Annotated in this window: 20 protein-coding genes; 12 read left to right on the top strand and 8 right to left on the bottom strand. The window is 61.7% G+C overall.

Annotated features, from left to right (window positions below; all coding sequences use genetic code 11):
* Positions 1 to 81 precede the first annotated feature (81 nt).
* From NTD89_RS20140 to NTD89_RS20125, 4 genes are all read right to left on the bottom strand, one after another.
* Entirely contained in the window at positions 82 to 852 is a 771-nt protein-coding gene (locus NTD89_RS20140; RefSeq protein ID WP_145162799.1) for an IclR family transcriptional regulator, read from the bottom strand.
* Positions 853 to 916: 64 nt separating this feature from the next.
* Positions 917 to 2359, bottom strand: a complete 1443-nt coding sequence (locus NTD89_RS20135; RefSeq protein WP_262209290.1) for an amidase — start codon at positions 2357 to 2359, stop codon at positions 917 to 919.
* A complete protein-coding gene (locus tag NTD89_RS20130; RefSeq protein WP_242194167.1) occupies positions 2356 to 3666 on the bottom strand; it encodes a citrate-proton symporter in 1311 nt (436 codons plus the stop codon). The genes NTD89_RS20135 and NTD89_RS20130 overlap by 4 nt, the downstream gene beginning before the upstream one ends.
* Positions 3667 to 3725: 59 nt before the next feature.
* Positions 3726 to 4901 carry a M20 aminoacylase family protein gene (locus NTD89_RS20125; protein ID WP_242194169.1) on the bottom strand — a complete coding sequence of 392 codons (1176 nt, stop codon included), beginning with the start codon at positions 4899 to 4901 and terminating at the stop codon, positions 3726 to 3728.
* A 532-nt stretch (positions 4902 to 5433) separates the two neighbouring features.
* Here NTD89_RS20125 and NTD89_RS20120 point away from each other — a divergent pair.
* Complete coding sequence (locus NTD89_RS20120; protein ID WP_242194171.1) at positions 5434 to 5724, top strand: DUF3077 domain-containing protein; 291 nt, start codon at positions 5434 to 5436, stop codon at positions 5722 to 5724.
* Between the two features lie 310 nt (positions 5725 to 6034).
* On the opposite strand, the gene NTD89_RS20115 is transcribed toward NTD89_RS20120, so the two are convergent.
* Positions 6035 to 6349 (bottom strand): amidase, encoded by a 315-nt coding sequence (locus tag NTD89_RS20115; RefSeq protein ID WP_262209288.1) that lies wholly within the window; start codon positions 6347 to 6349, stop codon positions 6035 to 6037.
* A complete protein-coding gene (locus tag NTD89_RS20110; RefSeq protein ID WP_262209287.1) occupies positions 6346 to 7419 on the bottom strand; it encodes a serine hydrolase domain-containing protein in 1074 nt (357 codons plus the stop codon). The genes NTD89_RS20115 and NTD89_RS20110 overlap by 4 nt, the downstream gene beginning before the upstream one ends.
* Before the next feature lie 185 nt (positions 7420 to 7604).
* On the opposite strand from NTD89_RS20110, the gene olsB reads away from it, so the two are divergent.
* Both olsB and NTD89_RS20100 read left to right on the top strand, forming a co-directional pair.
* Positions 7605 to 8360 (top strand): L-ornithine N(alpha)-acyltransferase, encoded by a 756-nt coding sequence (olsB, locus tag NTD89_RS20105; RefSeq protein ID WP_119738887.1) that lies wholly within the window; start codon positions 7605 to 7607, stop codon positions 8358 to 8360.
* Positions 8360 to 9151, top strand: a complete 792-nt coding sequence (locus NTD89_RS20100) for a lysophospholipid acyltransferase family protein (RefSeq protein ID WP_262209285.1) — start codon at positions 8360 to 8362, stop codon at positions 9149 to 9151. Before olsB ends, NTD89_RS20100 begins: the two co-directional genes overlap by 1 nt.
* A 113-nt stretch (positions 9152 to 9264) precedes the next feature.
* Here NTD89_RS20100 and NTD89_RS20095 read toward each other — a convergent pair whose 3' ends face one another.
* Positions 9265 to 9849: an ACP phosphodiesterase gene (locus tag NTD89_RS20095; RefSeq protein ID WP_262209284.1), complete on the bottom strand. Its 585-nt coding sequence runs from the start codon at positions 9847 to 9849 to the stop codon at positions 9265 to 9267.
* Between the two features lie 154 nt (positions 9850 to 10003).
* Here NTD89_RS20095 and NTD89_RS20090 point away from each other — a divergent pair, with 154 nt between their 5' ends.
* From NTD89_RS20090 to NTD89_RS20080, 3 genes are read left to right on the top strand one after another with little or no spacing between them, the layout of a single operon-like run.
* On the top strand, positions 10004 to 10330 hold the full coding sequence (locus NTD89_RS20090) for an ArsR/SmtB family transcription factor (protein WP_262209283.1): 327 nt from the start codon (positions 10004 to 10006) through the stop codon (positions 10328 to 10330).
* 14 nt (positions 10331 to 10344) lie between these two features.
* A complete protein-coding gene (locus tag NTD89_RS20085) occupies positions 10345 to 11511 on the top strand; it encodes an MFS transporter (protein WP_262209281.1) in 1167 nt (388 codons plus the stop codon).
* 31 nt (positions 11512 to 11542) lie between these two features.
* On the top strand, positions 11543 to 12598 hold the full coding sequence (locus NTD89_RS20080) for an alkene reductase (protein ID WP_145162774.1): 1056 nt from the start codon (positions 11543 to 11545) through the stop codon (positions 12596 to 12598).
* A gap of 384 nt (positions 12599 to 12982) precedes the next feature.
* Here the strand turns inward: NTD89_RS20080 and NTD89_RS20075 are convergent, their stop codons facing one another.
* Positions 12983 to 13615: a TetR family transcriptional regulator gene (locus NTD89_RS20075; RefSeq protein ID WP_027604391.1), complete on the bottom strand. Its 633-nt coding sequence runs from the start codon at positions 13613 to 13615 to the stop codon at positions 12983 to 12985.
* A gap of 286 nt (positions 13616 to 13901) precedes the next feature.
* Between NTD89_RS20075 and NTD89_RS20070 the strand changes: the two genes are divergently transcribed.
* The 6 genes from NTD89_RS20070 (at position 13902) to NTD89_RS20045 (ending at position 24718) form a co-directional block, all read left to right on the top strand.
* Positions 13902 to 15050 (top strand): efflux RND transporter periplasmic adaptor subunit, encoded by a 1149-nt coding sequence (locus tag NTD89_RS20070; protein WP_119738874.1) that lies wholly within the window; start codon positions 13902 to 13904, stop codon positions 15048 to 15050.
* A 3-nt stretch (positions 15051 to 15053) separates the two neighbouring features.
* On the top strand, positions 15054 to 18218 hold the full coding sequence (locus NTD89_RS20065) for an efflux RND transporter permease subunit (RefSeq protein ID WP_262209278.1): 3165 nt from the start codon (positions 15054 to 15056) through the stop codon (positions 18216 to 18218).
* A complete protein-coding gene (gene adeC / locus NTD89_RS20060; protein WP_119738870.1) occupies positions 18215 to 19672 on the top strand; it encodes an AdeC/AdeK/OprM family multidrug efflux complex outer membrane factor in 1458 nt (485 codons plus the stop codon). Before NTD89_RS20065 ends, adeC begins: the two co-directional genes overlap by 4 nt.
* A 314-nt stretch (positions 19673 to 19986) precedes the next feature.
* A complete protein-coding gene (locus NTD89_RS20055) occupies positions 19987 to 21684 on the top strand; it encodes a molecular chaperone HscC (RefSeq protein WP_242194187.1) in 1698 nt (565 codons plus the stop codon).
* A gap of 11 nt (positions 21685 to 21695) precedes the next feature.
* Complete coding sequence (locus tag NTD89_RS20050; protein ID WP_262209275.1) at positions 21696 to 23315, top strand: J domain-containing protein; 1620 nt, start codon at positions 21696 to 21698, stop codon at positions 23313 to 23315.
* Positions 23316 to 23467: 152 nt separating this feature from the next.
* Positions 23468 to 24718: an OprD family porin gene (locus NTD89_RS20045; RefSeq protein ID WP_242194192.1), complete on the top strand. Its 1251-nt coding sequence runs from the start codon at positions 23468 to 23470 to the stop codon at positions 24716 to 24718.
* Positions 24719 to 24730 lie beyond the last annotated feature (12 nt).

Below are 24730 nucleotides of genomic sequence, written 5' to 3'. Positions count from 1 at the left end.
TTAATCTGTAAAGCACCCCGCCCCCACACCCCCCCCCCCCCCCCCCACCCCAGCTCCCACATTTTTGTTCAGCGGTGACTGTCAGGCCAGCGCCCGTTGCACATCGCGCACCGTCGCTTCAAGGCTGGCCATATGCAAGTTCAACACGCGCTCCACCGGCGCCTGATGCATCGGCCAGTGCAACGCCATGCTGCCGACCAGGCGCCCATTGGCCTGCACCGGCAACGCCACTGCGCGAATCAGGAACGGCAGGCGTACCGGGTATTCCCAATAACCTTCGGTGCGCTGGCCAAATCCCTGGTGCTGGGTTTGCTCGCAGGTGTGCAACTGCTCATCGGCCGCCACGTGATCGCGGCCCGCCAGGCGTTGCACCTCTTCGGCGGGCAGCTGCGTCAGGCAGGCCTTGCCCATCGCCGAGTGAAACAGGCTGGCGTGCTGGCCGACGATCTGGCAATTGTTCGGATACAACTTGCGCAGCACGCTGGGGATCGCGCTTTCCATGACCTCCAGGCGCTCGCCATCAAAACAGGATAAATCCACCACCAGCCCGGTGCGTTCGCTCAATTCAAGCAGCCACGGCGCAGCGCTTTCCACCACCTGGCGCTTGAAGCGTTGCTGGGTGTCGCCGAACAAGCGCTGGGCGCGCAGGCGATAACGGCGATCGCTCAGGCCGCGATAGACCCAACCCTGCTCTTGCAGGGTCAGCAACATGCGCGACACAGTGGCCTTGGGCAAACGCGTCAGATAATGCAGCTCCTCCAACCCCAACGCCTGGTGTTCACCGAGCAATTCGACAATTGCCAGTGCGCGCTCAACCGACCGTACGGTGCCTGTCTCGGCGTGGCTGCCCATGTTCGATCTCCTTGTTGCCGGTGGATGATCATTTTTCACAGCAAGATACAGGCCCGGTTGCGCGTCAATCACCTGATTCGAGGCACGCCGGTGGCCGGCGCTGCACCCATTGCGTCAACTGCTCATGGGCGTATGCCAGTTGCAGCACCGCGCGGTCGGCCTGGGCCGGGCCGATGATCTGCAGGCCCATGGGCAAGCCGCCAGGGTTGAAACCCACCGGGATGCTCATGCTCGGCAGACCGGCGAGTGTCGGCCCGATCACCACCTCCATCCAGCGGTGGTACGTGTCCATTTCGCGCCCGCCAACGAGGCGCGGCCACGCCTGTTGTGCATCGAAAGGGAACACCTGAGCGGTGGGCAGCAACAGGAAATCGTAACGTTCGAACAACTTGGCCAAGGCGCGATACCACTCGCTGCGATCCACCGACGCCTGGTACACCTGCTGGGCACTCAAGCCCAGGCCGCCCTCCACTTCCCATTGCGCCTCAGGTTTGAGCAACGCACGTTTTTGCGGGTTGGCGTAGGCCGCGCCGAGATTGCCGTGCACCAGCCAATGGCGGTGCACCAACCAACTGCGCCATAGCCGCGCCAGGGAAAACGCCGGCTGGCAGCTTTCTACTTCACACCCCAGCGTGACGAAATCACCAAGGGCCGATTCGCACAGGCTCAACACGCCGTCGTCCATTGGCAGATAGCCGTTGTAGTCCCCCAGCCAACCCAGACGCGCGCCTTTGAAGTCGCGCTGCAAGGGTTCGCCGAACACTGTCGGGTCGTCTTTGGATGACAACGGTACCCGCGGGTCGTAACCGGCCTGGATGCTCAGCAACCGCGCCACATCGGTGACACTGCGGCCCATCGGGCCTTCGGTACCCAGTTGCTGCACGAACACTTCCGGCATCGGCCCGTGCGGCACGCGCCCTTGCGACGGGCGCAGGCCGAACACATTGTTGAACGCGGCCGGGTTGCGCAGCGAGCCCATCATGTCGCTGCCATCGGCCACCGGCAGCATGCGCAGCGCCAGGGCCACCGCCGCCCCGCCACTGCTGCCGCCCGCCACCAGGCGTGGGTCATACGCATTGCCGGTGGTGCCGAACAGGGTGTTGTAGGTCTGCGAACCGAGGCCGAATTCGGGCACGTTGGTCTTGCCGATAATGATCGCGCCGCTGGCCCGCACCCGCGCCACGCTAATGGCATCTTCGCTGGGCACATGCTCGGCAAACAACGGCGAGCCCAAGGTGGTGCGCAGGCCCTTGGTGGCGGCCAGGTCCTTGATCGCCTGGGGCATGCCGTGCATCCAGCCGCGCGATTGGCCCTGTGCCAGTTCGCGATCACAGGCCCGGGCCTCGGCCAGTACGGCGTCAACGTCGCGCAACGACACCAGCGCATTCACGCGCGGATTAAAGCGCTGGATCTGCGCCAGGTACGCGTGCATCACGTCTTCACACGACACTTGCCGCGCATGAATCGCCCGCGACAGCTCAGTCGCGTCCCACTCAACAATGCTCAAGGCTTCACCTCACTTGAAAACGGCAGCGCTTTGTTTGCCCGCGGTGCCTCCTGCATGCAGTAAGTGCCCAGCAGCGTCAGCACGCAAGCGAACAACACGTAAAACGATGGCGCCACTGGCGTGCCCAACACTTTGGTCAGCCAGGTGACGATCAACGGCGCAAAGCCGCCGAACACCATCACTGCCACGTTATAGGCCACCGACACGCCGGTCGAGCGCACCTCGATAGGGAACTGCTCGGCCAAGGCCGTCGGCGCCGGGCCAAAGAAACCGCCGATGGCCGTGCAGAGCAGCACTTGCATCACCAGCAAACGCTCAATCGATGGCGCGGCGGCCACCCACACATACAACGGGTAGACCATCACGAAGAAGGCCAGGGTAAAAGCCATCAACACCGGCCGCCGCCCGAGGCGATCCGAGAGCAGGCCGGACAGCGGAATCACCACGGTCATCAGCGCCACCGCAAACATCTGCACCATCAGTACTTGGTCCAGTGGCAGGCCGAGGCTTTTGTGGGCGAAGGTCGGCATATTCACCAGCACCACGTAAAACGACACCGTCGCGCCGCAAGCCAAGCCCATCGACACCAGGATGCTGCGTCGATGCTCACGCAGCACGTCCATCAAACTCGGCGCCGGACCCGTGGCCTGCTTGCGTGCCTGGATAAATTCTTCCGGATCTTCCATGTGCCGCCGAATCCACAGCCCCACCGGACCGATCAGCAAACCCAATACGAACGGCACACGCCAGCCCCACAGGTCGAGGGTTTGCGGCGCAAAGAAATGCGTGGCCAGCGCGACCATCGCCGCACCACCAAACACCGCCAGGCATTGCCCCACCAACTGCCAGGAGCCATACAAACCTTTGCGATGGGCCGGTGCACTTTCCACCAGAAACGCCGTGGCACTCGCGTACTCACCGCCGGTGGCAAAGCCTTGAAGCATGCGCGCCACCACGATCAGCAACGGCGCGCCCATGCCGATGGCGGCGTAATTGGGCGCAAAGGCGATCAGCGCGATGGACACGGTCATCAGCCGGATAATCAACTGCATCGCCGCCTTGCGACCTTTGCGGTCGGAGTAGATGCCCAGCAGGATGCCGCCCACCGGGCGCATGAAAAAGCCCACGCCGAAGGTGGCCAAGGCCATCAACAGCGAGGCGTACTCGTCCTCCGAGGGGAAAAACTGCCGGGCGATGATGCTGGCCAGAAAGCCATAAACGATAAAGTCATACCATTCCAGCGCGTTGCCGATCACCGCCGCCACCACCTGGCGGGTGCGCGAAACACCGGGTTTTGAAATCTGCATGAGGAACACTCCATTCAACCGATAAGGGCAAGGGTCCAGCGGCAGAAAAAAGGCGGTCGTCAGGCAGGCTTGAGCCAGCTCTCGGCCAGCGCGCCCCAATAGGCGGCGCCGGTCAGCAGGATGTCGTCGTTGAAGTCATAGGCGGGGTTATGCACCATCGGCCGCGACACGCCGTTGCCGATAAACAGGTAACTGCCGGGGCAGCGCTGCAGCATCCAGGCGAAGTCCTCGCTGCCCATCAGCGTGCGCGTGTTGCCGTCCACCGCATCGGCGCCGAGCAAGGCGACGCCGACCTGGCGGGCGAACTCGGTTTCTTCGGCATGGTTGACCAGCACCGGGTAGGCCGGGCGGTGTTCGATCTGCACCGTGCAGCCGAAGCTGGCGGCCTGGGTCTGGATGATTGCGTTGACGCGTTCCAGCATCTGCTCGCGCACCTTGGGGTTCAACGCGCGCAGACTCAGGCGCAACAGAGCTTGTTGAGGAATCACGTTGGCGGCCTGCCCTGCTTGCAGCGCACCGACCGTGACCACGGCGGCTTCCTGGGTGTCGATGTTGCGCGACACCACAGTCTGCAAGGCCATGACCATACTCGCCGCCGCCACCAACGGGTCCACCGTCAAATGCGGCATGGACCCGTGGCCGCCGACGCCTTCGAGGGTCACGGTGAGCAAGTCCTGCGAAGCCATCATCGGGCCGACCCGCAAGCCCAAATGCCCAGCCGGCAAGCCCGGCATATTGTGCATCCCGAACAAGCCGTCACAGGGGAAACGCTCGAGCAAACCATCGGCCAGCATCGCCTCGGCGCCGCCCTGGCCTTCTTCAGCGGGTTGGAAAATCAGGTTCAACGTACCGTCGAATTGCCGCGTCGCCGCCAGATAACGTGCGGCGCCGAGCAGCATGGTGGTGTGGCCGTCATGCCCACAGGCGTGCATGCACCCGGCGTGCTGGCTGGTGTAGGCCGCGCCAGTGTTTTCGATGATGGGCAAGGCGTCCATGTCGGCGCGAATGCCCAACGTACGCGGGCTGCTGCCATTGCGCAGCACGCCGACCACACCGGTTTTGCCGATGCCGGTGTGCACGTCATACCCCCAATTTCTCAAGGATTGCGCGACGAGCGCCGAGGTGCGGTTTTCTTCAAAACCGAGTTCGGGATGGGCGTGGATGTCTTGACGCACGGCGTGCAAGTCGCTGGCGACGTCGCTGAGCCAATCCAGAATGTGCTGGTGTGGGCGCATGGTGATTCTCCTCACAGGCGGGTGTTCCCGTTCTTGTTGGCGACACATCGTCAGCTAACCGCGATGTGGGCGGGAGGACAATCAAAGGTGGTTCCACTGGGTGGAACCTGAGGCGGACACCTAATAACCCTGTGGCGAGCAAGCTTGCTTGCGCTGGGGTGCGAAGCGCCCCTAAAAGCTGGTGACTGCTGCGCAGTCAAACGGGGCCAATCTCCCTCGCCACACAACGCAGATTGCGGACAGCTATTGGCCACCGGTTGCGACGGCGCGTGCATAGAGTTAACCTCGCCTCCGTCGCTGCTCATCAGCGACCGGGCCTGGAAACCCGATGCTTAAGGACGCTACAGCGTCGTCAAACAATCAGCAGGCGCTTTTTTTATGCCTGCAGTTTGTGCTTTTTGGCGGCTGTACGTGGGAGACCTTCGGGTCTGCCGGGTTCCTTTTGCCTCGGTTTCCAGCCCGCGTACAGTTGCCACCCTTCGCCTGGAAACGTTAGTGGCAGCTCTTTTTGTTCATGCAAAAGGAATCAGTTATGACTAACGCAACATCAGCCGAAACCATCGGCGCCGCCACCTTCGCAGACTGCGGAGAGAACAAAAGCCATCTGAAAGTGTTCCGCGTCAACGCCGGGGTTCCGCTTGTGGAAGCCCTGGAACACGCATCCCACGTGCTCTATTACGCAAAAATGCTCTCCCTTGAAGCTGCCATGGACCCCAAGGCGGAGAAGTTTGCATTCGCCTCGCATTACCTGGGAGAAATGGGCAAGGCCATCATTGATGACCTGCTGCTGGCTATGCAGCCTGGCAGCCCAACCCCGCAGTAAGTCGTTCGCGCCCGGTGCAGTGCATCGGGCGCCTGCCTGGACCTCTCTCATTTCCAATGATTAATGCAAATCCAATGTGGGAGGGGGCTAGCTCCCGATGGCGGTGTGTCAGTCGGCTTATATATAACTGGCCCACCGTATTCGCGAGCAAGCCCGCTCCCACATTTTGAGCTCAGTACATCAGGTAGACGCGTGTACTCGGTCAAATGTGGGAGCTGGCTTGCCTGCGAAGGCATCAACTGGTTATGCCTGATGTGCCGAGGTGTCTGCATCGCAGGCAAGCCAGCTCCCACAGGGAATCCTGGGTGTGTCAGGGGTTGAGGCGGCAGCCTTGACGGTCGCCTAGCCAGCGCGCCGTATGCGTGCGCCCCAACCCACTCGCCGTCACTTCACTGCGCTCCGGGTTGTCGCTGAACGCGCTGGTCGGCACGTATTGCTTTACATACCCCAGGCAATACTCGGCCGGATTGTTCTGCACATACCGGCACGAGCAATATTCCTTGGCGGTGTACGCCGCGATGATGTCGGGGAAGGCTTGCAGGTTGACGCGCTCATGCCAGACCCAGCCCAGCAACGCGATCAACAGCAGTAGAAAGAGGCTGATGAACGGGTGACGACGGATCATGGTTGCACCGCCGCGAGCACGCGTTTGAGCAGTTCGTTGTGGCGGTAGCTGCCGTCGCGGTCATCGCCGTAACGCACGATTACCAGGTGTTCATCGGGCATCACAAACAGCGCCTGACCCCAATGGCCGAGGGCGGCGAAGGTGTCAGCCGGGGCGTCGGGCCATGGTCTTGGCGCGCCCTGGTTCAACCACCACTGGCCGCCGGGTACGGCTTCATCCTGGCCGGCTTTGTAGTTGTCGAAGGGTTGGCGGTTGAAGGCGACCCACTCTTTGGGCAGCAATTGCTGCTCGCCCCAGCGCCCATCGCGTGCCATCAGCAGGCCGACGCGCGCCAGGTCGCGGGCGGTAAGGTAGGCGTAAGAGGAGGCGACGAAGGTTTCGTCGGCGTCGGTTTCCCAAGTGGCGTTGCGAATGCCCAGCGGCTTGAACAGCGCGTCCCACGGGTAACTCATATAGGCCTTGTGGCCGAGCATGCCTTTGAGGGTGGCGGAGAGGATGTTGCTGTCGCCGCTGGAGTAACGGAAGGCTTGGCCCGGTGCCGCTGCGGCCTCGGTGTCGGCGGCGAACTCGGCCATGTCGGCGCGGCCACGGGTGTAGAGCATCGCCACCACCGAAGATTTCAACGGCGCGTATTCGTAATCTTCCTGCCAATCCAGGCCCGAGGCCCAGTGCAGCAGGTCGGCCATCGTCACTTTGGGGTGCTGCTTCATCGGCGGGTAGAAGCGTGCGGCGGGGTCGGTGAGTTTGAAGCGATTTTCGCCATAGGCCACGCCGAGCACCGTGGCCATCAGGCTTTTGCTGATCGACCAGGTCAGGTGCGGCGTGCTCGCGGTAGTGGGTGCGGCGTAGCGCTCATAGATGATCTCGCCGTCGCGGATCACCAGCAGCGCGTCGGTGCGAATGCCTTGGCGGGTGGCGTCGTCACGGGTTGGGAACGCATAGGCAGTCAGAGCATCGACAGCGGGGCCGGTGGGTGCTGTGCCATGGGCCCAGTCCTTGTCAGGCCAGGTGTCGGCGTGGGCGGCAACGGTGACAAACAGCAGGGCAACGCACAACAAGCCTCGGACCATGGACGCGAACTCAAGGGGGCATTCAAGCCCGCGAGCCTAGCCGAGGCGCATGACAGATTGGCGACATCAACGGCTGTCATCTAAGCGTCACCGTAACTTCATGGCGCTGACACCGAGCCTACATAGCCTGAGTTTGGACAAACAAGTCGACCGGCCGAAATGTGGCTGGCACTCGGAGATTCGCCATGACTCAGATCGCCCGCATCAGCGACACCGGCAATGAACGCCGCCTGCAAGCCGAACGCCTGATTGGCGCCAAGGCTTTGCAGGAAGCCCAGGCCCTGCGGTTCAACGTGTTCAGCGGCGAGTTCAACGCCAAGCTGAAAGGCGCGGAACTGGGTCTGGACATGGATGACTATGATGTTCACTGCAGCCACATCGGCGTGCGGGATTTGAACAGCGGTCGATTGGTCGCCACCACCCGTTTGCTCGACCACCAGGCCGCCAGCACCCTGGGCCGGTTCTACAGCGAAGAAGAATTCAGCCTGCACGGCTTGCTGCACCTGCAAGGCCCGATCCTGGAAATCGGTCGCACCTGCGTCGACCCGGCCTACCGCAACGGCGGCACCATTGCCGTGTTGTGGGGCGAGTTGGCGGAAGTCTTGAACCAGGGCGGCTACAGCTACTTGATGGGCTGCGCGAGCATCCCGATGCACGACGGTGGCATCCAGGCCCACGCGATCATGCAGCGCCTGCGCGAACGCTACCTGTGCAACGAACACCTGCGCGCCGAGCCGAAAAAGCCACTGCCGGCACTGGACCTGCCGTCCAACGTGATCGCCGAAATGCCGCCATTGCTCAAGGCTTACATGCGCCTGGGTGCGAAGATCTGCGGGGAGCCGTGCTGGGATGAAGATTTCCAGGTGGCCGACGTGTTCATTCTGCTCAAGCGTGACGAGCTGTGCCCACGTTACGCCCGCCACTTCAAGGCGGCCATGTGATGGCCCGCCTGCGTGTGTACGGGCGCATCGCCCGGGTGCTGTTGGTGGTCGCGCTGGGGCTGAGCATGGCCAGCGTGTTTGGCGTGTTCGAGCGTTTGGGCGTGGCCAACTCGATGGTGCGCCGCCAGCGCTGGTCGCGATTCTTTATGGCGCGGCTGACCCACGCCCTGCCCTTTCGTGTGACGGTGCACGGTGAATTGCCAAAAACGCCGATGCTGTGGGTGAGCAATCACGTGTCCTGGACCGATATCCCACTGCTGGGCGCTGTGGCGCCGATGTCCTTTCTGTCCAAGGCCGAAGTGCGCACCTGGCCGGTGGCCGGCTGGTTGGCGGCCAAAGCCGGCAGCTTGTTTATCCGCCGGGGTTCGGGCGACAGCCAGTTGATCCGCAAGCAAATGACCCGTCACCTGGAGCAACAGCACCCGCTGCTGATGTTCCCCGAAGGCACCACCACGGACGGGCGCAGCCTGCGCACCTTCCACGGGCGTTTGCTGGCCAGTGCGATTGATGCCGATGTGTCGCTGCAACCGGTGGCGATTCGTTATTTGCGTGATGGGCAAGTGGACCCGCTGGCACCGTTTATTGGTGACGACGATTTGCTCTCGCACCTGATGCGCCTGTTTGCCAACGACCAGGGCGATGTGGAGATTCATGTGCTGCAGCCGATTGCGTGTGCCGGGCAGGAACGCGCGGCGCTGGCGTTCCAGGCGCAGCAGGCGGTGCAAAAGGCGTTGTTTGGGCCGTTGCCGGAGGCGGAGCAAGTGGCGGCTCGGCCGGCGTTCGCAGCTTGAGATGAACGGAACACAGTTCAAAATGTGGGAGCTGGCTTGCCTGCGATAGCGGCGGGTCAGCCACATCTCTTTCAACTGACAGACTGCTATCGCAGGCAAGCCAGCTCCCACAGTTAGATCTCAGTTGTCAGTTGGAGCTGTGCAAATTTCTGCAACTCTGGATAGAACAGCCGAAAGTCTTCACTCAACGGCTCATACAACACCCGCAACTCCTGCATGGCATGCCTCAATTCCTCGGGCTGGGTCAAACGCCGCGAGATCCCACGCAACACCTGTTCCATCACCGCGAACTCGCGGTACGAACCCAGCCAATCATCCGCCGCCATATAGGGTGCGATCTGCGCCAGCCGTCCCGGCAACTGCGGCTCGGCCGCCAGCACGCGGTACACCTGCGCCGTGAAGCGCTCCAGCGGCTGGTCGGCATACAGCGCCCAGTCCCGCGCCAGGCAGTGATCGAAAAACACATCCAGGACAATCCCGGCGTAGCGCTTGCGGGTCAGGCAGAAGCGTGACAACGCCTCGCCTACTAATGGGTGGCTGTCGGTGAAGCGATCGATGGAGCGATGCAACTGAATCGCCGCTTCGATTTGCGGGCTGAACTGGCCCTGCAGGCGGCCTTTGACGAAGTCACCATAGAGGCTGCCCAGCAATTGCGCAGGAAGTTGGCCGCCCAGGTGCAGATGTGCGAGATAATTCATGGCGCGCAGTCTACCACTGCCATCCATGTATCGTTATAACCCGATATACCGAAATAGCCGGTCTTAAGACCAAAAGCATATTGGTGTATCGGGATGTAACGATTTAAAGTTCGCCTCATCGCGATATAACGTTTTACGAAAACGAGCATCTGCCATGTCCACCGACCTCGACGAAATAATAAAAGCCCTGGCGCACCCAGTACGACGAGACATCCTCACCTGGCTGAAAGACCCGAAAGTGCAGTTCCCCGAGCAAGTGCACAACCACGAATACGGCATCTGCGCCGGGCAGATCGACCAGCGCTGCGGCTTGTCCCAGTCGACCGTGTCGGCCCACTTGGCGACCTTGCAACGGGCGGGTTTGATCAGCAGCCAGAAGGCCGGGCAGTGGCACTTTTTCAGGCGCAATGAGGAAGTGATCCAAGCCTTTCTCACGGCGCTTACGACTGAACTTAGCGCTGAAATCATCGAACCGCTGTAACCAAGGAAACGCCAATGCCCCTCTCGCTACTCATACTGGCCCTCAGCGCCTTCGCCATCGGCACCACCGAGTTCGTCATCATGGGCTTGCTGCCCGATGTGGCGGCGGACCTGGGCGTGTCGATTCCCGGCGCCGGCTGGCTGGTCACCGGCTACGCCTTGGGCGTGGCCATCGGCGCCCCCTTCATGGCACTGGCCACCGCCAGGCTGCCACGCAAGGCCGCCCTCGTAGCGTTGATGGGCATCTTTATTGTCGGCAACCTGCTCTGCGCCCTGGCCAGTGACTACAACGTGCTGATGTTTGCCCGCGTGGTCACCGCGCTGTGCCACGGTGCGTTCTTTGGTATCGGCTCGGTGGTCGCCGCCAACCTGGTGCCGGCCAACAAACGAGCATCCGCGGTCGCCTTGATGTTTACCGGCTTGACCCTGGCCAATGTGCTCGGCGTGCCGCTGGGTACCGCGCTGGGCCAGGAAGCTGGCTGGCGCTCGACCTTCTGGGCCGTGACGGTAATCGGCGTTGTGGCGCTGATCGGCCTGATCCGCTTTCTGCCGGCCAAGCGTGACGAAGAAAAACTCGACATGCGCGCCGAACTGGCCGCCCTCAAAGGTGCCGGCATCTGGTTGTCGCTGACCATGACCGCGCTGTTCGCCGCCTCCATGTTCACCCTTTTCACCTACGTCGCGCCGCTGCTGGGCGACGTCACCGGCGTGTCGCCCAAAGGCGTGACCTGGACCCTGCTGCTGATCGGCCTGGGCCTCACCGTGGGCAACATCATCGGCGGCAAGCTGGCGGACAAACGCCTGGCGGCCACCTTGATCGGTGTATTCATCAGCATGGCGGTGGTGTCCACGGTACTGACCTGGACCAGCGTCGCGGTGATCCCGACTGAAATCACCCTGTTCCTGTGGGCCACCGCCTCGTTCGCCGCCGTACCGGCGCTGCAGATCAACGTGGTGACCTTCGGCAAGGCCGCACCGAATTTGGTGTCCACCTTGAATATCGGCGCCTTCAACATCGGCAATGCCCTCGGCGCCTGGGTCGGCGGCAGTGTGATTGCCCATGGATTCGGCCTGACCAGCGTGCCATTGGCGGCTGCGGCCCTGGCGATCCTGGCCTTGCTGGTGACCCTGATTACTTTCCGTCAGAGCGGCGATGCCGACCTGGCCCCTGCGACCAACTGATCAATCCACTTAAACAGAAGGGTGTTATCCCATGACGACTATTTTCGATCCGATCAAACTGGGCGACCTGCAATTGTCCAACCGCATCATCATGGCGCCGCTGACCCGCTGCCGTGCCGATGAAGGCCGCGTACCCAACGCGCTGATGGCCGAGTACTACGTGCAACGCGCGTCTGCCGGGCTGATCCTCAGCGAAGCTACCTCCGTGACACCGCTGGGCGTGGGCTACCCTGACACCCCGGGCATCTGGTCCAACGACCAGGTACGCGGCTGGGCCAATGTGACCAAGGCCGTGCACGGCGCGGGCGGCAAGATCTTCCTGCAACTGTGGCACGTCGGACGTATCTCCCACGAGTCGTACCTGAACGGCGAAACCCCGGTGGCACCCAGCGCGATCCAGCCTAAGGGCCACGTGAGCCTGGTGCGTCCGCTGGCCGACTACCCGACGCCTCGTGCGCTGGAAACCGCTGAAATCGCCGATATCGTTGACGCTTACCGCGTCGGCGCCGAAAACGCCAAGGCCGCAGGCTTTGACGGCGTGGAAATCCACGGCGCCAACGGTTACCTGCTCGACCAGTTCCTGCAAAGCAGCACCAACAAGCGCACCGACAACTACGGTGGCTCCCTGGAAAACCGTGCGCGCCTGCTGCTGGAAGTGACCGACGCCGCCATCGACGTCTGGGGCGCCGGCCGCGTGGGTGTGCACCTGGCGCCGCGTGCCGACTCCCATGACATGGGCGACGACAACCTGGCCGAAACCTTCACCTACGTCGCCAGCGAACTGGGCAAGCGTGGCATCGCGTTCATCTGCTCGCGTGAAAAAGAAGCCGGCGACAGCCTCGGTCCACAACTGAAAAAAGCCTTCGGTGGCCCGTACATTGCCAACGAACGCTTCACCAAGGACAGCGCCAATGCCTGGCTGGCCTCGGGCAAGGCAGACGCGGTGGCCTTCGGCGTACCGTTTATTGCCAACCCGGACCTGCCGGCCCGCCTGAAGGCCGACGCGCCGCTGAACGAAGCGCACCCGGAAACCTTCTACGCCAAAGGCCCGGTCGGCTACATCGACTACCCAACCCTGGCGCTTTGATCGTCTGAAACGCAAAAGCCCCGGTTCGCAGGAACCGGGGCTTTTTACTGCGCGCTGGAATACCGGAGATTGAATGTGGCAGCAGGCTTGTATGGAGCCGGCTTGCCTGCGATAGCATCGCTGCGGTGCCTCTGGCGTACCGAGGTGCCTGCATCGCGGGCAAGCCCGGCTCCCACCCAAGCCACCCCAACATGTTGATTTGCGCCAGCTTTAGAAACATTCCTTCACAGGCTTGCAACAATATTGCTACAAAATACTTAGGCGGCTACCTATCAACCGGCCGCCAGCCCGTATATAAAGTCACCCCACCTTTCAGGCGCAAGGACGATCGACTGTCGCTCGTCTTTGCTGTTGACACAACTGGACGCAATTACGCATTTTGTCTTAATTGCGCAGGCTGGGGCTCAGGCGCAGCATGTCCAGCCCTGCATCAACCCAGCGCTCGGCCTCTTGATGCAACTGAAAGCTGTCGGGCACCAGAAGCCATTGGCCAATCAGCCCATTGATGTAGGCATGAATGCACACCGCACCACGGGTGGTGTCGAGATTTTCCGGAAGCTGCCCGCGATGGACCGCATTACGCAATGTCAGGCCGATACGCAGGTTGCATTCCAGGCTATGGGTCTGGCGCTGGCGGCGCATGTCACACATTTCATCGGTGAACTCGCACTTATGAAACAAAATCTCATTAATGCGCCGGGTTTTCGGGTCCAGGGCCACCTGATGAAACAAATGAATCAACAGCTTGCGCATACAGCCAAGCGGATCGACCTCATCCTCGCTTTCACTCGCCCGGGCCAGCTCGTCCAGGGGCTCGTGCAGCGTGTCCAGCAGTGCCTGGAGCAAATCGGACTTGTTGCTGAAATGCCAGTAGATGGCACCGCGCGTCACACCGGCCAGCGCCGCGATATCCGCCAGCGTAGTGCGCGCAACGCCGCGCTCATAAAAGGCCTGTTCGGCGGCTTCGAGAATCTGGCTGCGCGTTTCCTGAGCTTCCTCTTTGGTGCGACGAACCATGGCAGTAAAACCTCAATCAGAACACTTGGGACTATCGATAACGCAGCTTTAATAGACGGTAACGATCATCTAAATAATTGTGGGACGACACCGTCATGGGCGCCGAACGTACTAAAATCGAGGCTTTTGGACCTGCTTTGTCAGCATTCCGCGAAGCCTGTCAAGAGTTTACAAACAACCATGAACGTAAGTATATTGCGTAGCAAGCTACTTATCTACTCACAGCTTGTTTTTTACCCTTCCACACTTCTTGTGCGCATTCTGCGCGCCTGACCCGAGGATCTTCATGCAACTTAAGCCAGCTGTTACCGCTCTGGTCACTGCCGTCGCCCTGGCATCGCTGCTCAGCGGATGTAAAAAGGAAGAAGCGGCTCCGCCCGCTCAAACCCCTCAGGTCGGCGTGGTCACCATTCAACCGCAAGCCTTTACCCTGACCTCCGAATTGCCGGGGCGTACCACCGCCTTCCGCATTGCGGAAGTTCGGCCTCAGGTCAACGGCATCATTCTCAAGCGTCTGTTCAAGGAAGGCGCCGACGTGAAGGAAGGGCAACAGCTCTACCAGATCGACCCATCGGTGTATGACGCGACCCTGAAAAGCGCACAAGCCAGCCTGACCCAGACCAAGTCCATCACCGACCGCTACAAGCAGTTGGTCGATGAGCAAGCCGTCAGCCGCCAGGAATACGACACTGCCGTCGCTAACCGCATGACTGCCGAAGCAAACGTTCAAACCGCCCAGATCAATGTGCGCTACACCAAAGTGTTCGCGCCGATCTCCGGGCGTATTGGCCGTTCTTCGGTCACCGAAGGCGCACTGGTCAGCAATGGCCAGGCCGATGCCATGGCCGTCATCCAGCAATTGGACCCGATCTATGTCGACGTCACGCAGTCTTCGGCTGAAATGCTGAAACTGCGCCGTGACCTGGAAAGCGGCCAGCTGGAAAAGGCCGGCGAAAATGCCGCCAAGGTCAAGCTGACCCTGGAAGATGGCAGCGCCTATGGCCAGGACGGCAAGCTGGAATTCTCCGAAGTGTCGGTCGACCAGACCACCGGTTCCGTGACCCTGCGCGCCGTGTTCCCGAATCCTGATCACACCCTGCTGCCGGGCATGTTCGTCCACGCCCAGCTGCAAGCCGGTGTGAACAGCAAGGCCATACTGGCCCCGCAGCAAGGCGTGACCCGTGACCTCAAGGGCATCCCGACTGCGCTGATCGTGAACAAGGACAACAAGGTCGAGCAACGTCAGCTGGTCGCCAACCGTACTGCCGGCGCCTACTGGCTGGTGGAAAAAGGCCTGGACGCCGGTGACCGCGTGATCACCGAAGGCCTGCAATTCATCAAGCCGGGCATCGAAGTCAAGGTCAAGGACGCAGACAACGCCAAACCCGCCGGCACTGCCGCAGCGCCTGCTGCCGATGCTGGTAAAGGGGAGTAATCCATGTCGAAATTTTTTATCGACCGTCCCATTTTCGCCTGGGTAATTGCCCTGGTGATCATGCTGGTCGGGGCACTGTCGATCCTGAAGTTGCCCATCAACCAATACCCGGCCATTGCGCCGACCGCCATCGACATCCAGGTGACCTACCCAGGCGCGTCTGCACAAACCGTGCAGGACACCGTGGTGCAGGTGATCGAGCAACAGCTCAACGGTATCGACAACCTGCGTTATGTTTCCTCGGACAGTAACTCCGACGGCAGCATGACCATCACCGTGACGTTCAACCAGGGTACCAACCCGGATATCGCCCAGGTTCAGGTGCAGAACAAGTTGAACCTGGCGACCCCACTGCTGCCGCAAGAAGTGCAGCAGCAGGGTATCCGCGTGACCAAGTCGGTGAAGAACTTCCTGATGGTAATCGGTCTGGTGTCGGAAGACGGCAGCATGACCAAGGACGACCTGTCCAACTACATCGTGTCCAACATCCAGGACCCGATTTCGCGGACCGCCGGTGTAGGTGACTTCCAGGTGTTCGGCTCGCAGTACGCCATGCGCATCTGGCTCGACCCGGCCAAGCTGAACAACTATCAGCTCACGCCAGTGGATGTCAGCACCGCAATCTCCGCACAGAACGTGCAGGTGGCTACCGGCCAACTCGGCGGCTTGCCTGCCGTGCCCGGCACCCAGTTGAACGCAACCATCATCGGCAAGACCCGCCTGCAGTCTGCAGAGCAGTTCGGCAATATCCTGATGAAGGTCAATACCGACGGCTCACAGGTACGCCTGAAGGATGTCGCCCGTATCGAGCTGGGCGGTCAGAACTACAGCATCGCGGCACAGTTCAACGGCAAACCGGCATCCGGCATGGCGATCAAGCTGGCGGCCGGTGCTAACGCTCTGGACACCGGCAAGGCCATCCGCGCCACCGTGGCGTCCCTGGAACCGTTCTTCCCGCCAGGCATGAAGGCGGTGGTGCCGTATGACACTACCCCGGTGGTGACCGAATCGATCTCCGGTGTGGTTGACACCCTGGTCGAAGCGATCGTGCTGGTGTTCCTGGTGATGTTCCTGTTCCTGCAGAACTTCCGCGCCACCATCATCACCACCATGACCGTACCGGTGGTATTGCTGGGTACCTTCGGGATCCTCGCTGCGTTCGGTTTCACCATCAACACCCTGACCATGTTCGGCATGATCCTGGCCATCGGCTTGCTGGTGGACGATGCCATCGTGGTGGTGGAAAACGTCGAACGAGTGATGGCCGAGGAGCACTTGTCGCCTAAAGAGGCGACGGTCAAGTCCATGGGCCAGATCCAGGGCGCCCTGGTGGGTATTGCCCTGGTGTTGTCCGCAGTACTGCTGCCGATGGCGTTCTTCGGTGGTTCCACCGGTGTGATCTACAAACAGTTCTCCATCACCATTGTTTCGGCGATGGCGTTGTCGGTACTGGTTGCCCTGATCTTCACACCGGCCTTGTGCGCAACCATGCTCAAGCCGATCGACCCGGAAAAGCACGGCCAACCCAAGCGCGGTTTCTTCGGCTGGTTCAACCGCACGTTCGACCGTGGCGTACTGAGCTACGAACGCGGCGTCGGCAACATGATCAAGCACAAGATTCCGGCGTTCCTGGTCTATGCGCTGATCCTGGCCGGCATGATCTGGCTGTTCATGCGCATCCCCGCCGCGTTCCTGCCCGATGAAGACCAGGGCGTGATCTTCGCTCAGGTACAGACGCCGGTCGGTTCTTCGGCGGAGCGCACGCAGACCGTCATTGACGACATGCGTGCCTACCTGCTGAACGACAAGGAAGGCGAGCCAGGCGAAGGCAAAGGCGTAAAATCGGTGTTTACCGTAAACGGCTTCAACTTTGCGGGCCGTGGCCAAAGCTCTGGCCTGGCCTTCGTGATGCTCAAGTCATGGGAGGAGCGCGACGCATCCAACTCGGTATTCGAAATTGCCAAGCGCGCCCAGACTTACTTCTCTCAGACGTTCAAGGACGCCATGGTGTATGCCATCGTGCCGCCTTCGGTTCTGGAGTTGGGTAACGCCACCGGTTTCGACGTATTCCTGCAAGACCAGGGCGGCGTCGGTCACGACAAGCTGATGGCTGCGCGCAACCAGTTCCTGGGTGCAGCGGCACAAAGCAAGATCCTGGCAGGTGTGCGTCCCAACGGCGTGAACGATGAACCGCAGTACGAGCTCAGCGTCGACGACGAGAAGGCCAGCGCCCTGGGCATCAGCCTGTCAGACATTCAGCAGACCTTGGCCATCGCCCTGGGTGGCAGCTACGTCAACGACTTCATCGACCGTGGTCGCGTGAAGAAAGTGTATGTGCAGGGCGATGCTTTCAGCCGGATGTCCCCGGAAGACCTGGATAAATGGTTCGTGCGCAGCACCTCCGGGAAGATGGTGCCAATGTCGGCCATCTCGTCGGGCAAGTGGATCTACGGTTCACCGAAGCTCTCGCGCTACAACGGTGTAGCCGCGATGGAAATCCTCGGTACTCCGGCGCCTGGCTACAGTACCGGCGATGCGATGACAGAAGTCGAGCGCATTGCCAAGGACCTGCCGGCGGGTGTCGGTTATGCGTGGACCGGCCTGTCGTATGAAGAACGCCTGTCCGGCTCCCAGGCGCCTGCGCTGTATGCCCTGTCGCTGCTGGTGGTGTTCCTCTGTCTGGCAGCGCTGTACGAAAGCTGGTCGATTCCAATCGCGGTGATCCTGGTGGTGCCACTGGGTGTGATCGGTGCGTTGATCGCCACCAGCATGCGCGGGCTGTCCAACGACGTGTTCTTCCAGGTGGGCTTGCTGGTGACGGTGGGCCTGGCGGCGAAAAACGCCATCTTGATCGTGGAGTTCGCCAAAGAGCTTCACGAACAGGGCAAAGGCATCGTCGAGTCGGCCATCGAAGCCTCTCGTATGCGTCTGCGGCCGATCATCATGACGTCCATGGCGTTCATGCTCGGCGTACTGCCCCTGGCGATTTCCACCGGTGCCGGCTCAGGCAGCCAGCACGCGATCGGTACCGGCGTAATTGGCGGTATGATCACCGCCACCGTTCTGGCGATCTTCTGGGTGCCACTGTTCTTTGCAACCGTGTCGTCTGCTGGCGAGCGCAACAAAAAGACGGACACTACTGAAACTCCTAAAGAGGCTGGCCAATGAGCAAGTCGCTACTTTCCCTAGCCGTCACGGCATTCGTGCTCAGTGGCTGCTCGCTGATACCTGATTACCAGCGCCCCGAAGCGCCGGTGGCAGCGCAGTACCCGCAGGGGCCGGCGTATTCGTCGGCCCAGGCGCCGGGCCAGGCCGCTGCCGAGCAGGGCTGGAAGCAGTTTTTCCATGACCCTGCCCTGCAGCAGCTGATCCAGACCGCGCTGGTCAACAACCGTGACCTGCGTGTCGCGGCCCTGAACATCGACGCCTATGCGGCGCAGTACCAGATCCAGCGTGCCGACCTGTTCCCGGCCATCTCGGCCACTGGCAGCGGCAGCCGCACGCGTACGCCGGCCAAGCTGTCGCAGACCGGCGAAGCGGGCATCACCAGCCAGTACTCGGCGGGCCTGGGGATCAGCTCCTATGAGCTGGACCTGTTCGGCCGCGTGCGCAGCCTCAGCGAAGAAGCACTGCAAAAGTACTTCGCCACTGAAGAAGCGCGGCGCAGCACCCAGATCAGCCTGGTGGCCAGTGTGGCCAACGCCTACCTGACCTGGCAGGCCGACAAGGAACTGCTCAAGCTGACCCAGGACACCCTCGGTGCATTCGAGCAGAGCTACAAGCTGACCTCGCGCAGCAACGAAGTCGGCGTGGCCTCGGCCCTCGACCTCAGCCAGGCGCGCACCTCGGTGGAAAACGCCCGTGTGCAACTGGCGCGCTATACACGCCAGGTGGCCCAGGACGAAAACAGCCTGACCCTGCTGCTCGGCACCGGTTTGCCGGCCAATATCGCCAGCAAGCCGCTGTCGGATGACCTGCTCAGCGAAGTGCCAGCCGGGTTGCCATCGGACCTGCTGCAACGTCGTCCAGACATTGTGCAGGCCGAGTACAACCTCAAGGCCGCCAACGCCAACATCGGCGCGGCGCGTGCAGCGTTCTTCCCGAGCATCAGCCTCACCGCCAGTGCCGGTACTGCCAGCCCAACCCTGGGCGGCCTGTTCAAAGGCGGTTCGGGCACCTGGTCGTTTGCGCCGCAGATCAACATCCCGATCTTCAACGCCGGTAGCCTGCGCGCAAGCCTGGACTACTCGAAGATCCAGAAAGAGATCAACGTGGCCAACTACGAGAAGGCCATCCAGACCGGCTTCCAGGAAGTCTCCGACGGCCTCGCCGCGCGTGCGACCTACAAGCAGCAACTGGACGCCCAGCGTGGCTTCGTCGCGGCCAACCAGGATTACTACCGCCTGGCCGAGCGTCGCTACCGCATTGGTGTCGACAGCAACCTGACGTTCCTCGACGCCCAGCGCCAGCTGTTCAGTGCCCAGCAATCGCTGATCACCGACCGTCTGGCGCAGCTCAACAGCGAGGTCAACCTGTACAAGGCCCTCGGTGGTGGCTGGAACGAGCAGACCGCGAAGAACGAGCCTGTGAAAGAAGAAGCACCGGCACTGAAGTTGTTCTAATCGTGCTGTTGTAGATAAAACCGCTTCCCTCACCGGAAGCGGTTTTTTTATGCCTGGTGATAACCCTCCTCTCCTCGTGGCGAGCGGGCTTGCCCCGCGTTGGGGCGCGAAGCGGCCCCGAACCAGGCGACCAATTTCCATCTGGCACTACGCGGAGCCTGTATCGGGGCGGCTTCGCCACCCAACGCGGGGCAAGCCCGCTCGCCACAACCTGCCCGCTCACTACAGCAAGCGGGCTTGCCTTGCTTTCTGCGGAACCTTTCAGGGTAAAATTGGTTACAGATTCTTACAGACCACAAAGGGAGCTTGTCGTAATGATCGTAGGAATCGACCTGGGCACAACCAACAGCCTGGCCGCCGTCTGGCGCGGTGACGCTACCGAAATGGTGCCCAATGCCCTTGGCCAGTTGCTGACCCCGAGTGTGGTCGGCCTGGATGACCAAGGCCGCATCCTGGTGGGCCAAGCCGCCAAGGAACGCCTGCACACCCACCCGCACCTGACCACCTCGCTGTTCAAGCGCTACATGGGCAGTGCCACCGAAGTGCGCCTGGGCGACCGCTCGTTCCGCCCCGAAGAACTCTCGGCGCTGGTGCTCAAAAGCCTGAAAGAAGACATCGAGCGCACCTACGGCCAGACCGTCACCGAAGCCGTGATCAGCGTGCCCGCCTACTTCAGCGACGGCCAACGCAAGGCCACGCGCATCGCCGGTGAACTGGCCGGGCTCAACGTTGAAAAACTCATCAACGAACCCACCGCCGCCGCACTGGCTTACGGCCTGCACCAGCGTGACAAGGAAACCTCGTTCCTGGTGTTCGACCTCGGCGGCGGCACCTTCGACGTGTCGATCATCGAGCTGTTCGACGGCGTGATGGAAGTACGCGCCAGCGCCGGCGACAACTTCCTGGGCGGCGAAGATTTCGACACCTTATTGCTCGAACACTTCGTCGACAGCCAGCGCAATGCCCAGGGCTTCCCGCCCACCAGCACGGTACTGCAAGCCCTGCGCCGCGAAGCCGAGCGCGTGCGCAAAGCCTTGGGCCAGGACGACAGCGCCGAGTTCGCCCTGCGCGTTGACGGCCAGCAATGGGCCACAACCCTCACCCAGGCTGAACTCGCCAAGCTCTACACGCCCTTGCTGGAGCGCCTGCGCGCGCCGATTGAGCGCGCCCTGCGCGATGCGCGGATTCGGGTCGGCGATCTGGATGAAATCTTGCTGGTCGGCGGCACCACGCGCATGCCGCTGGTGCGCAAACTGGCCGCTGGCTTGTTCGGGCGCTTCCCGTCCATCAGCCTCGATCCGGACCAGGTGGTCGCTCACGGCGCGGCAATTCAGGCAGCGCTCAAGGCCCGTTCGGCAGCGCTGGAAGAGATCGTGCTGACCGACGTCTGCCCCTACACCTTGGGCATCGAAACCTCGAACCAATATGGCGGCCATATCGAAAGCGGGCATTACCTGCCGCTGATCGAGCGCAACAGCAGCGTGCCGGTCAGCCGGGTCAAGAGTGTGGTCACCCTCCACGACGACCAGACCCGCGTGCTGTTGAAAATCTACCAAGGCGAAAGCCGTCTGGTGAAAGACAACATCGAACTGGGCCAGCTGGAAATTCCCGTGCCCAAGCGCAAGGCCGGCGAGGTCTCGCTGGACGTGCGCTTCACCTACGACAACAACGGCTTGCTCGAGGCCCAGGTGAACATTCCGCTGACCGGCGAGCAGCATTCACTGGTGATCGAGAACAACCCCGGCGTGCTTAGCCCGCAGGAGATCCAGCAACGCCTGCAGGCCCTGGCGCTGTTGAAGATTCACCCGCGCGACCAGCAGGTCAACACCGTACTGACCGCCCGCCTCGAACGGCTCTACCAGGAAAACCTCGGCGAGTTGCGCGAACAACTCGGGCACTGGGCCGCGCAGTTCCAGCAAGTGCTCGACACCCAGGACGAACGCCGCATCCGTGAGGCCCGCAGCGAACTTACCCGCCAACTTGAGCAACTCGACAACGGGTTCTGGCGCTGAGAGAGAACGACATGGACTGTTGGACAGTGTTGCAACTGGCGGACGATGCCGACGAGCGCACCATCAAGCGTGCTTACGCGCGGCTGCTGAAAAGCTGCCGCCCGGACGACGACGCCGAGGGTTTCCAGCGCCTGCGTGAGGCTTACGAACAAGCGCTGCATATCGCGCGCTGGCGGGCCGAGCATGAGGACGAAGAGGTCGAAGTCATCGACGCGCCAGTGGCCGAACTGGCCGACGGCAACCCGCATGAATACGCGCAGTTTGACGATACTCGCCTCGTCAGCCCTGCCCTGTTCGACCTGCCGCCCGAGCAAACGCGCGCGCAAGCGCTGATCAACGGGCTGGGCGCTCACACCCTCGACGAGCGCTGGGAACAGGCCCAGCATCAACTCTGCGCCGATGCGTTCCAGGCAGCTCTGCTGCGCCACTGTTTCGATGCCCCCGGTGAGCGTGCGGCAATTGCCGCCTGGGCGGTGCAGCACTTGGAATGGCTGACGCCTTGGCAACGTGTGGCGATGAGCCCCTGGCAACATGAGGCGCTAAGCGGCGAGCTGCTGCAGGCGTATCGCCAGGCGCTGCAGGAACAGCTGGAGCAAAAGGCCGAGCGCGAGTTCGTCAACCTGCTTAAAGCCTACAACCAGCAACCCTGGCTGCGCGTGTTCGACCTGCAACAACAATGGCAGCGCATCGTCCTGCAATTGCTCCACGACACCACGTGGAGCGTGCCGTTGTTTGAGCGCGTCTGCCAGGTCTTTGGCTGGGATGACCAGAAAGGCCTGCACCCCGAGCCCGAGTGGATGTGGCGGGGCCTGGTTGAACGCTGCGAACAGGAGAGTTTCTACGACACCCTGTTGGAAAAAGCCCACAACGGCCCGCGCAACGCACCCGACACCTTGCCCGCACGCTTGCTGCTGACGCGGATGCCGACTGCCGAACAGCTCCGTTTGGTGTCCCAGTTTGGTGATGATCAGTGGAACGCGTGCCAGCAACTGTCGCAAAAGTTTGCCTGGCGCTATCCGTCGTTACTGGAGCGCCTGCCGCAACCCGATGTATTTTTTTGGCGAAAATTTTTGCCGCGCCCGGTCTCCGGACAAACCTGGGGCAGGGTGTGGGGCGGGCTGGCCATTGCCACGTGCGTGGCCTCCATTCACCTGAAAAAAGGCCCGGTGCCGCTCGAACTCTTCATCTTCATGTTGATGACCTTCCTGCCGACCGTCGTCGCTATACGCCTCACTCAGGGCTGGGCCGCCATCACCTCGCGATTCCTCGTTGCCGACCTATGGCTGAGCGAGAGGCTGTTGCCCCAACGCTTCAACCCACGCCAATACTGGTTGGTCCTGCGCCACGGTATTCCGCAAGTGGGGATGCTGGTGATGTTCGGCTTTTTGCTCGGCGTGATGGGCATAGTGACGTATCTGGGCATGATCCTGATCCACTTGTTCAGCCACCGGCGCATGGGCACGGTCGACGAATCCTTCAATGCCAAATGGCCGTGGATCAGCGGCCTGCATTGGAGTTACTGGAGCCCCTGGCAACTGGTGTTTCTGGTGGTCATGGTGGTACTGACGCTCGCGTTCCAGCTGTACCTGCCTGCCTTTCCGTTGACCCGCCTGGTTGAATCTCGACTGTAACTTTCCCAAGGGCGGGCAGCCGATGCAGGCATGCCCATCAACTTGCGTTCGATCAGCGCCCACAACCCGCCCTGCCCCACTTTCATCACGTCCACACCGCCAAGCACCATGGCCGGCACCTGCATAACCCCAATAACAACAGGTCCAACACCATGAGCATTTTCCAACCGCGCCAGCTGTGGCTGGCGACCGCTGTCGCCAGTCTTGCACTCCCTGTCGTCGCCGAAGAACACGGCTTTCTCGAAGACGCCAGCGCCAACCTCAACCTGCGCAATTTCTTCTTCAACCGCAATTACACCAACCCGACCAAAGCCCAGGGCGGCGCGCAGGAATGGACGCAAAGTTTCATTCTCGACGCCCGGTCCGGCTTCACCCAGGGCACGCTGGGTTTGGGTATGGATGTGCTGGGGTTGTACTCACAAAAGCTTGATGGCGGGCGCGGCACCGGTGGCACCCAGCTGCTGCCGCTGGACCACGACGGCCGCCCGGCCGATAACTTCGGGCGCCTAGGAGTGGCGTTCAAGGCGCGGCTTTCCAAGACCGAACTGAAGGTCGGCGAGTGGATGCCGGTGCTGCCGATCCTGCGCGCCGACGACGGCCGCTCCCTGCCGCAAACCCTGCGCGGCGGGCAGATCACCTCCAAGGAAATCGACGGCCTCACGCTCTACGGCGGTCAGTTCCGCGCCAACAGCCCGCGCGATGACAGCAGCATGACGGACATGTCGATGTCCGGTAAAACCGCCTTCACCTCCGACCGTTTCAACTTCCAGGGCGGCGAATATGCGTTCAACGACAAACGCACCCAGATCGGCATATGGAATGCCCAGCTCAAGGACATCTACCGCCAGCAGTACGTCAACCTGATCCACAGCCAGCCCGTGGGTGACTGGACCCTGGGCGCCAACCTCGGGTTCTTCTACGGCAAGGATGACGGCAGCGCCCGTGCGGGTGAGCTGGACAACAAGACCTGGTCCGGCCTGTTTTCTGCGCGTTACGGTGGCAATACCTTCTACGTCGGCCTGCAAAAACTCACCGGCAACAGCGCGTGGATGCGCGTCAACGGTACCAGCGGCGGCACCCTGGCCAACGACAGCTACAACGCCAGCTACGACAACGCCCAGGAAAAATCCTGGCAGGTGCGCCACGATTTCAACTTTGTCGTCCTCGGCCTCCCGGGCTTGACCCTGATGAACCGCTATATCAGCGGCAGCAACGTGCACACCGGGGCCATCACCGACGGTAAGGAGTGGGGCCGTGAGAGCGAACTGGGCTACACCGTGCAAAGCGGCGCCCTCAAGGATTTGAACGTGCGTTGGCGCAACTCCAGCATGCGCCGCGACTACAGCAACAATGAGTTCGACGAGAACCGCCTGATCGTCAGTTACCCGATCAGCCTGCTGTAGGCGTCCATCAGT

It is taken from the genome of Pseudomonas sp. 14P_5.3_Bac1 (assembly GCF_025466135.1).
GTDB lineage: Bacteria > Pseudomonadota > Gammaproteobacteria > Pseudomonadales > Pseudomonadaceae > Aquipseudomonas.
The sequence above is the reverse complement of the archived record's forward strand: the minus strand, read 5'-3'. Positions and strand labels throughout refer to the sequence as shown.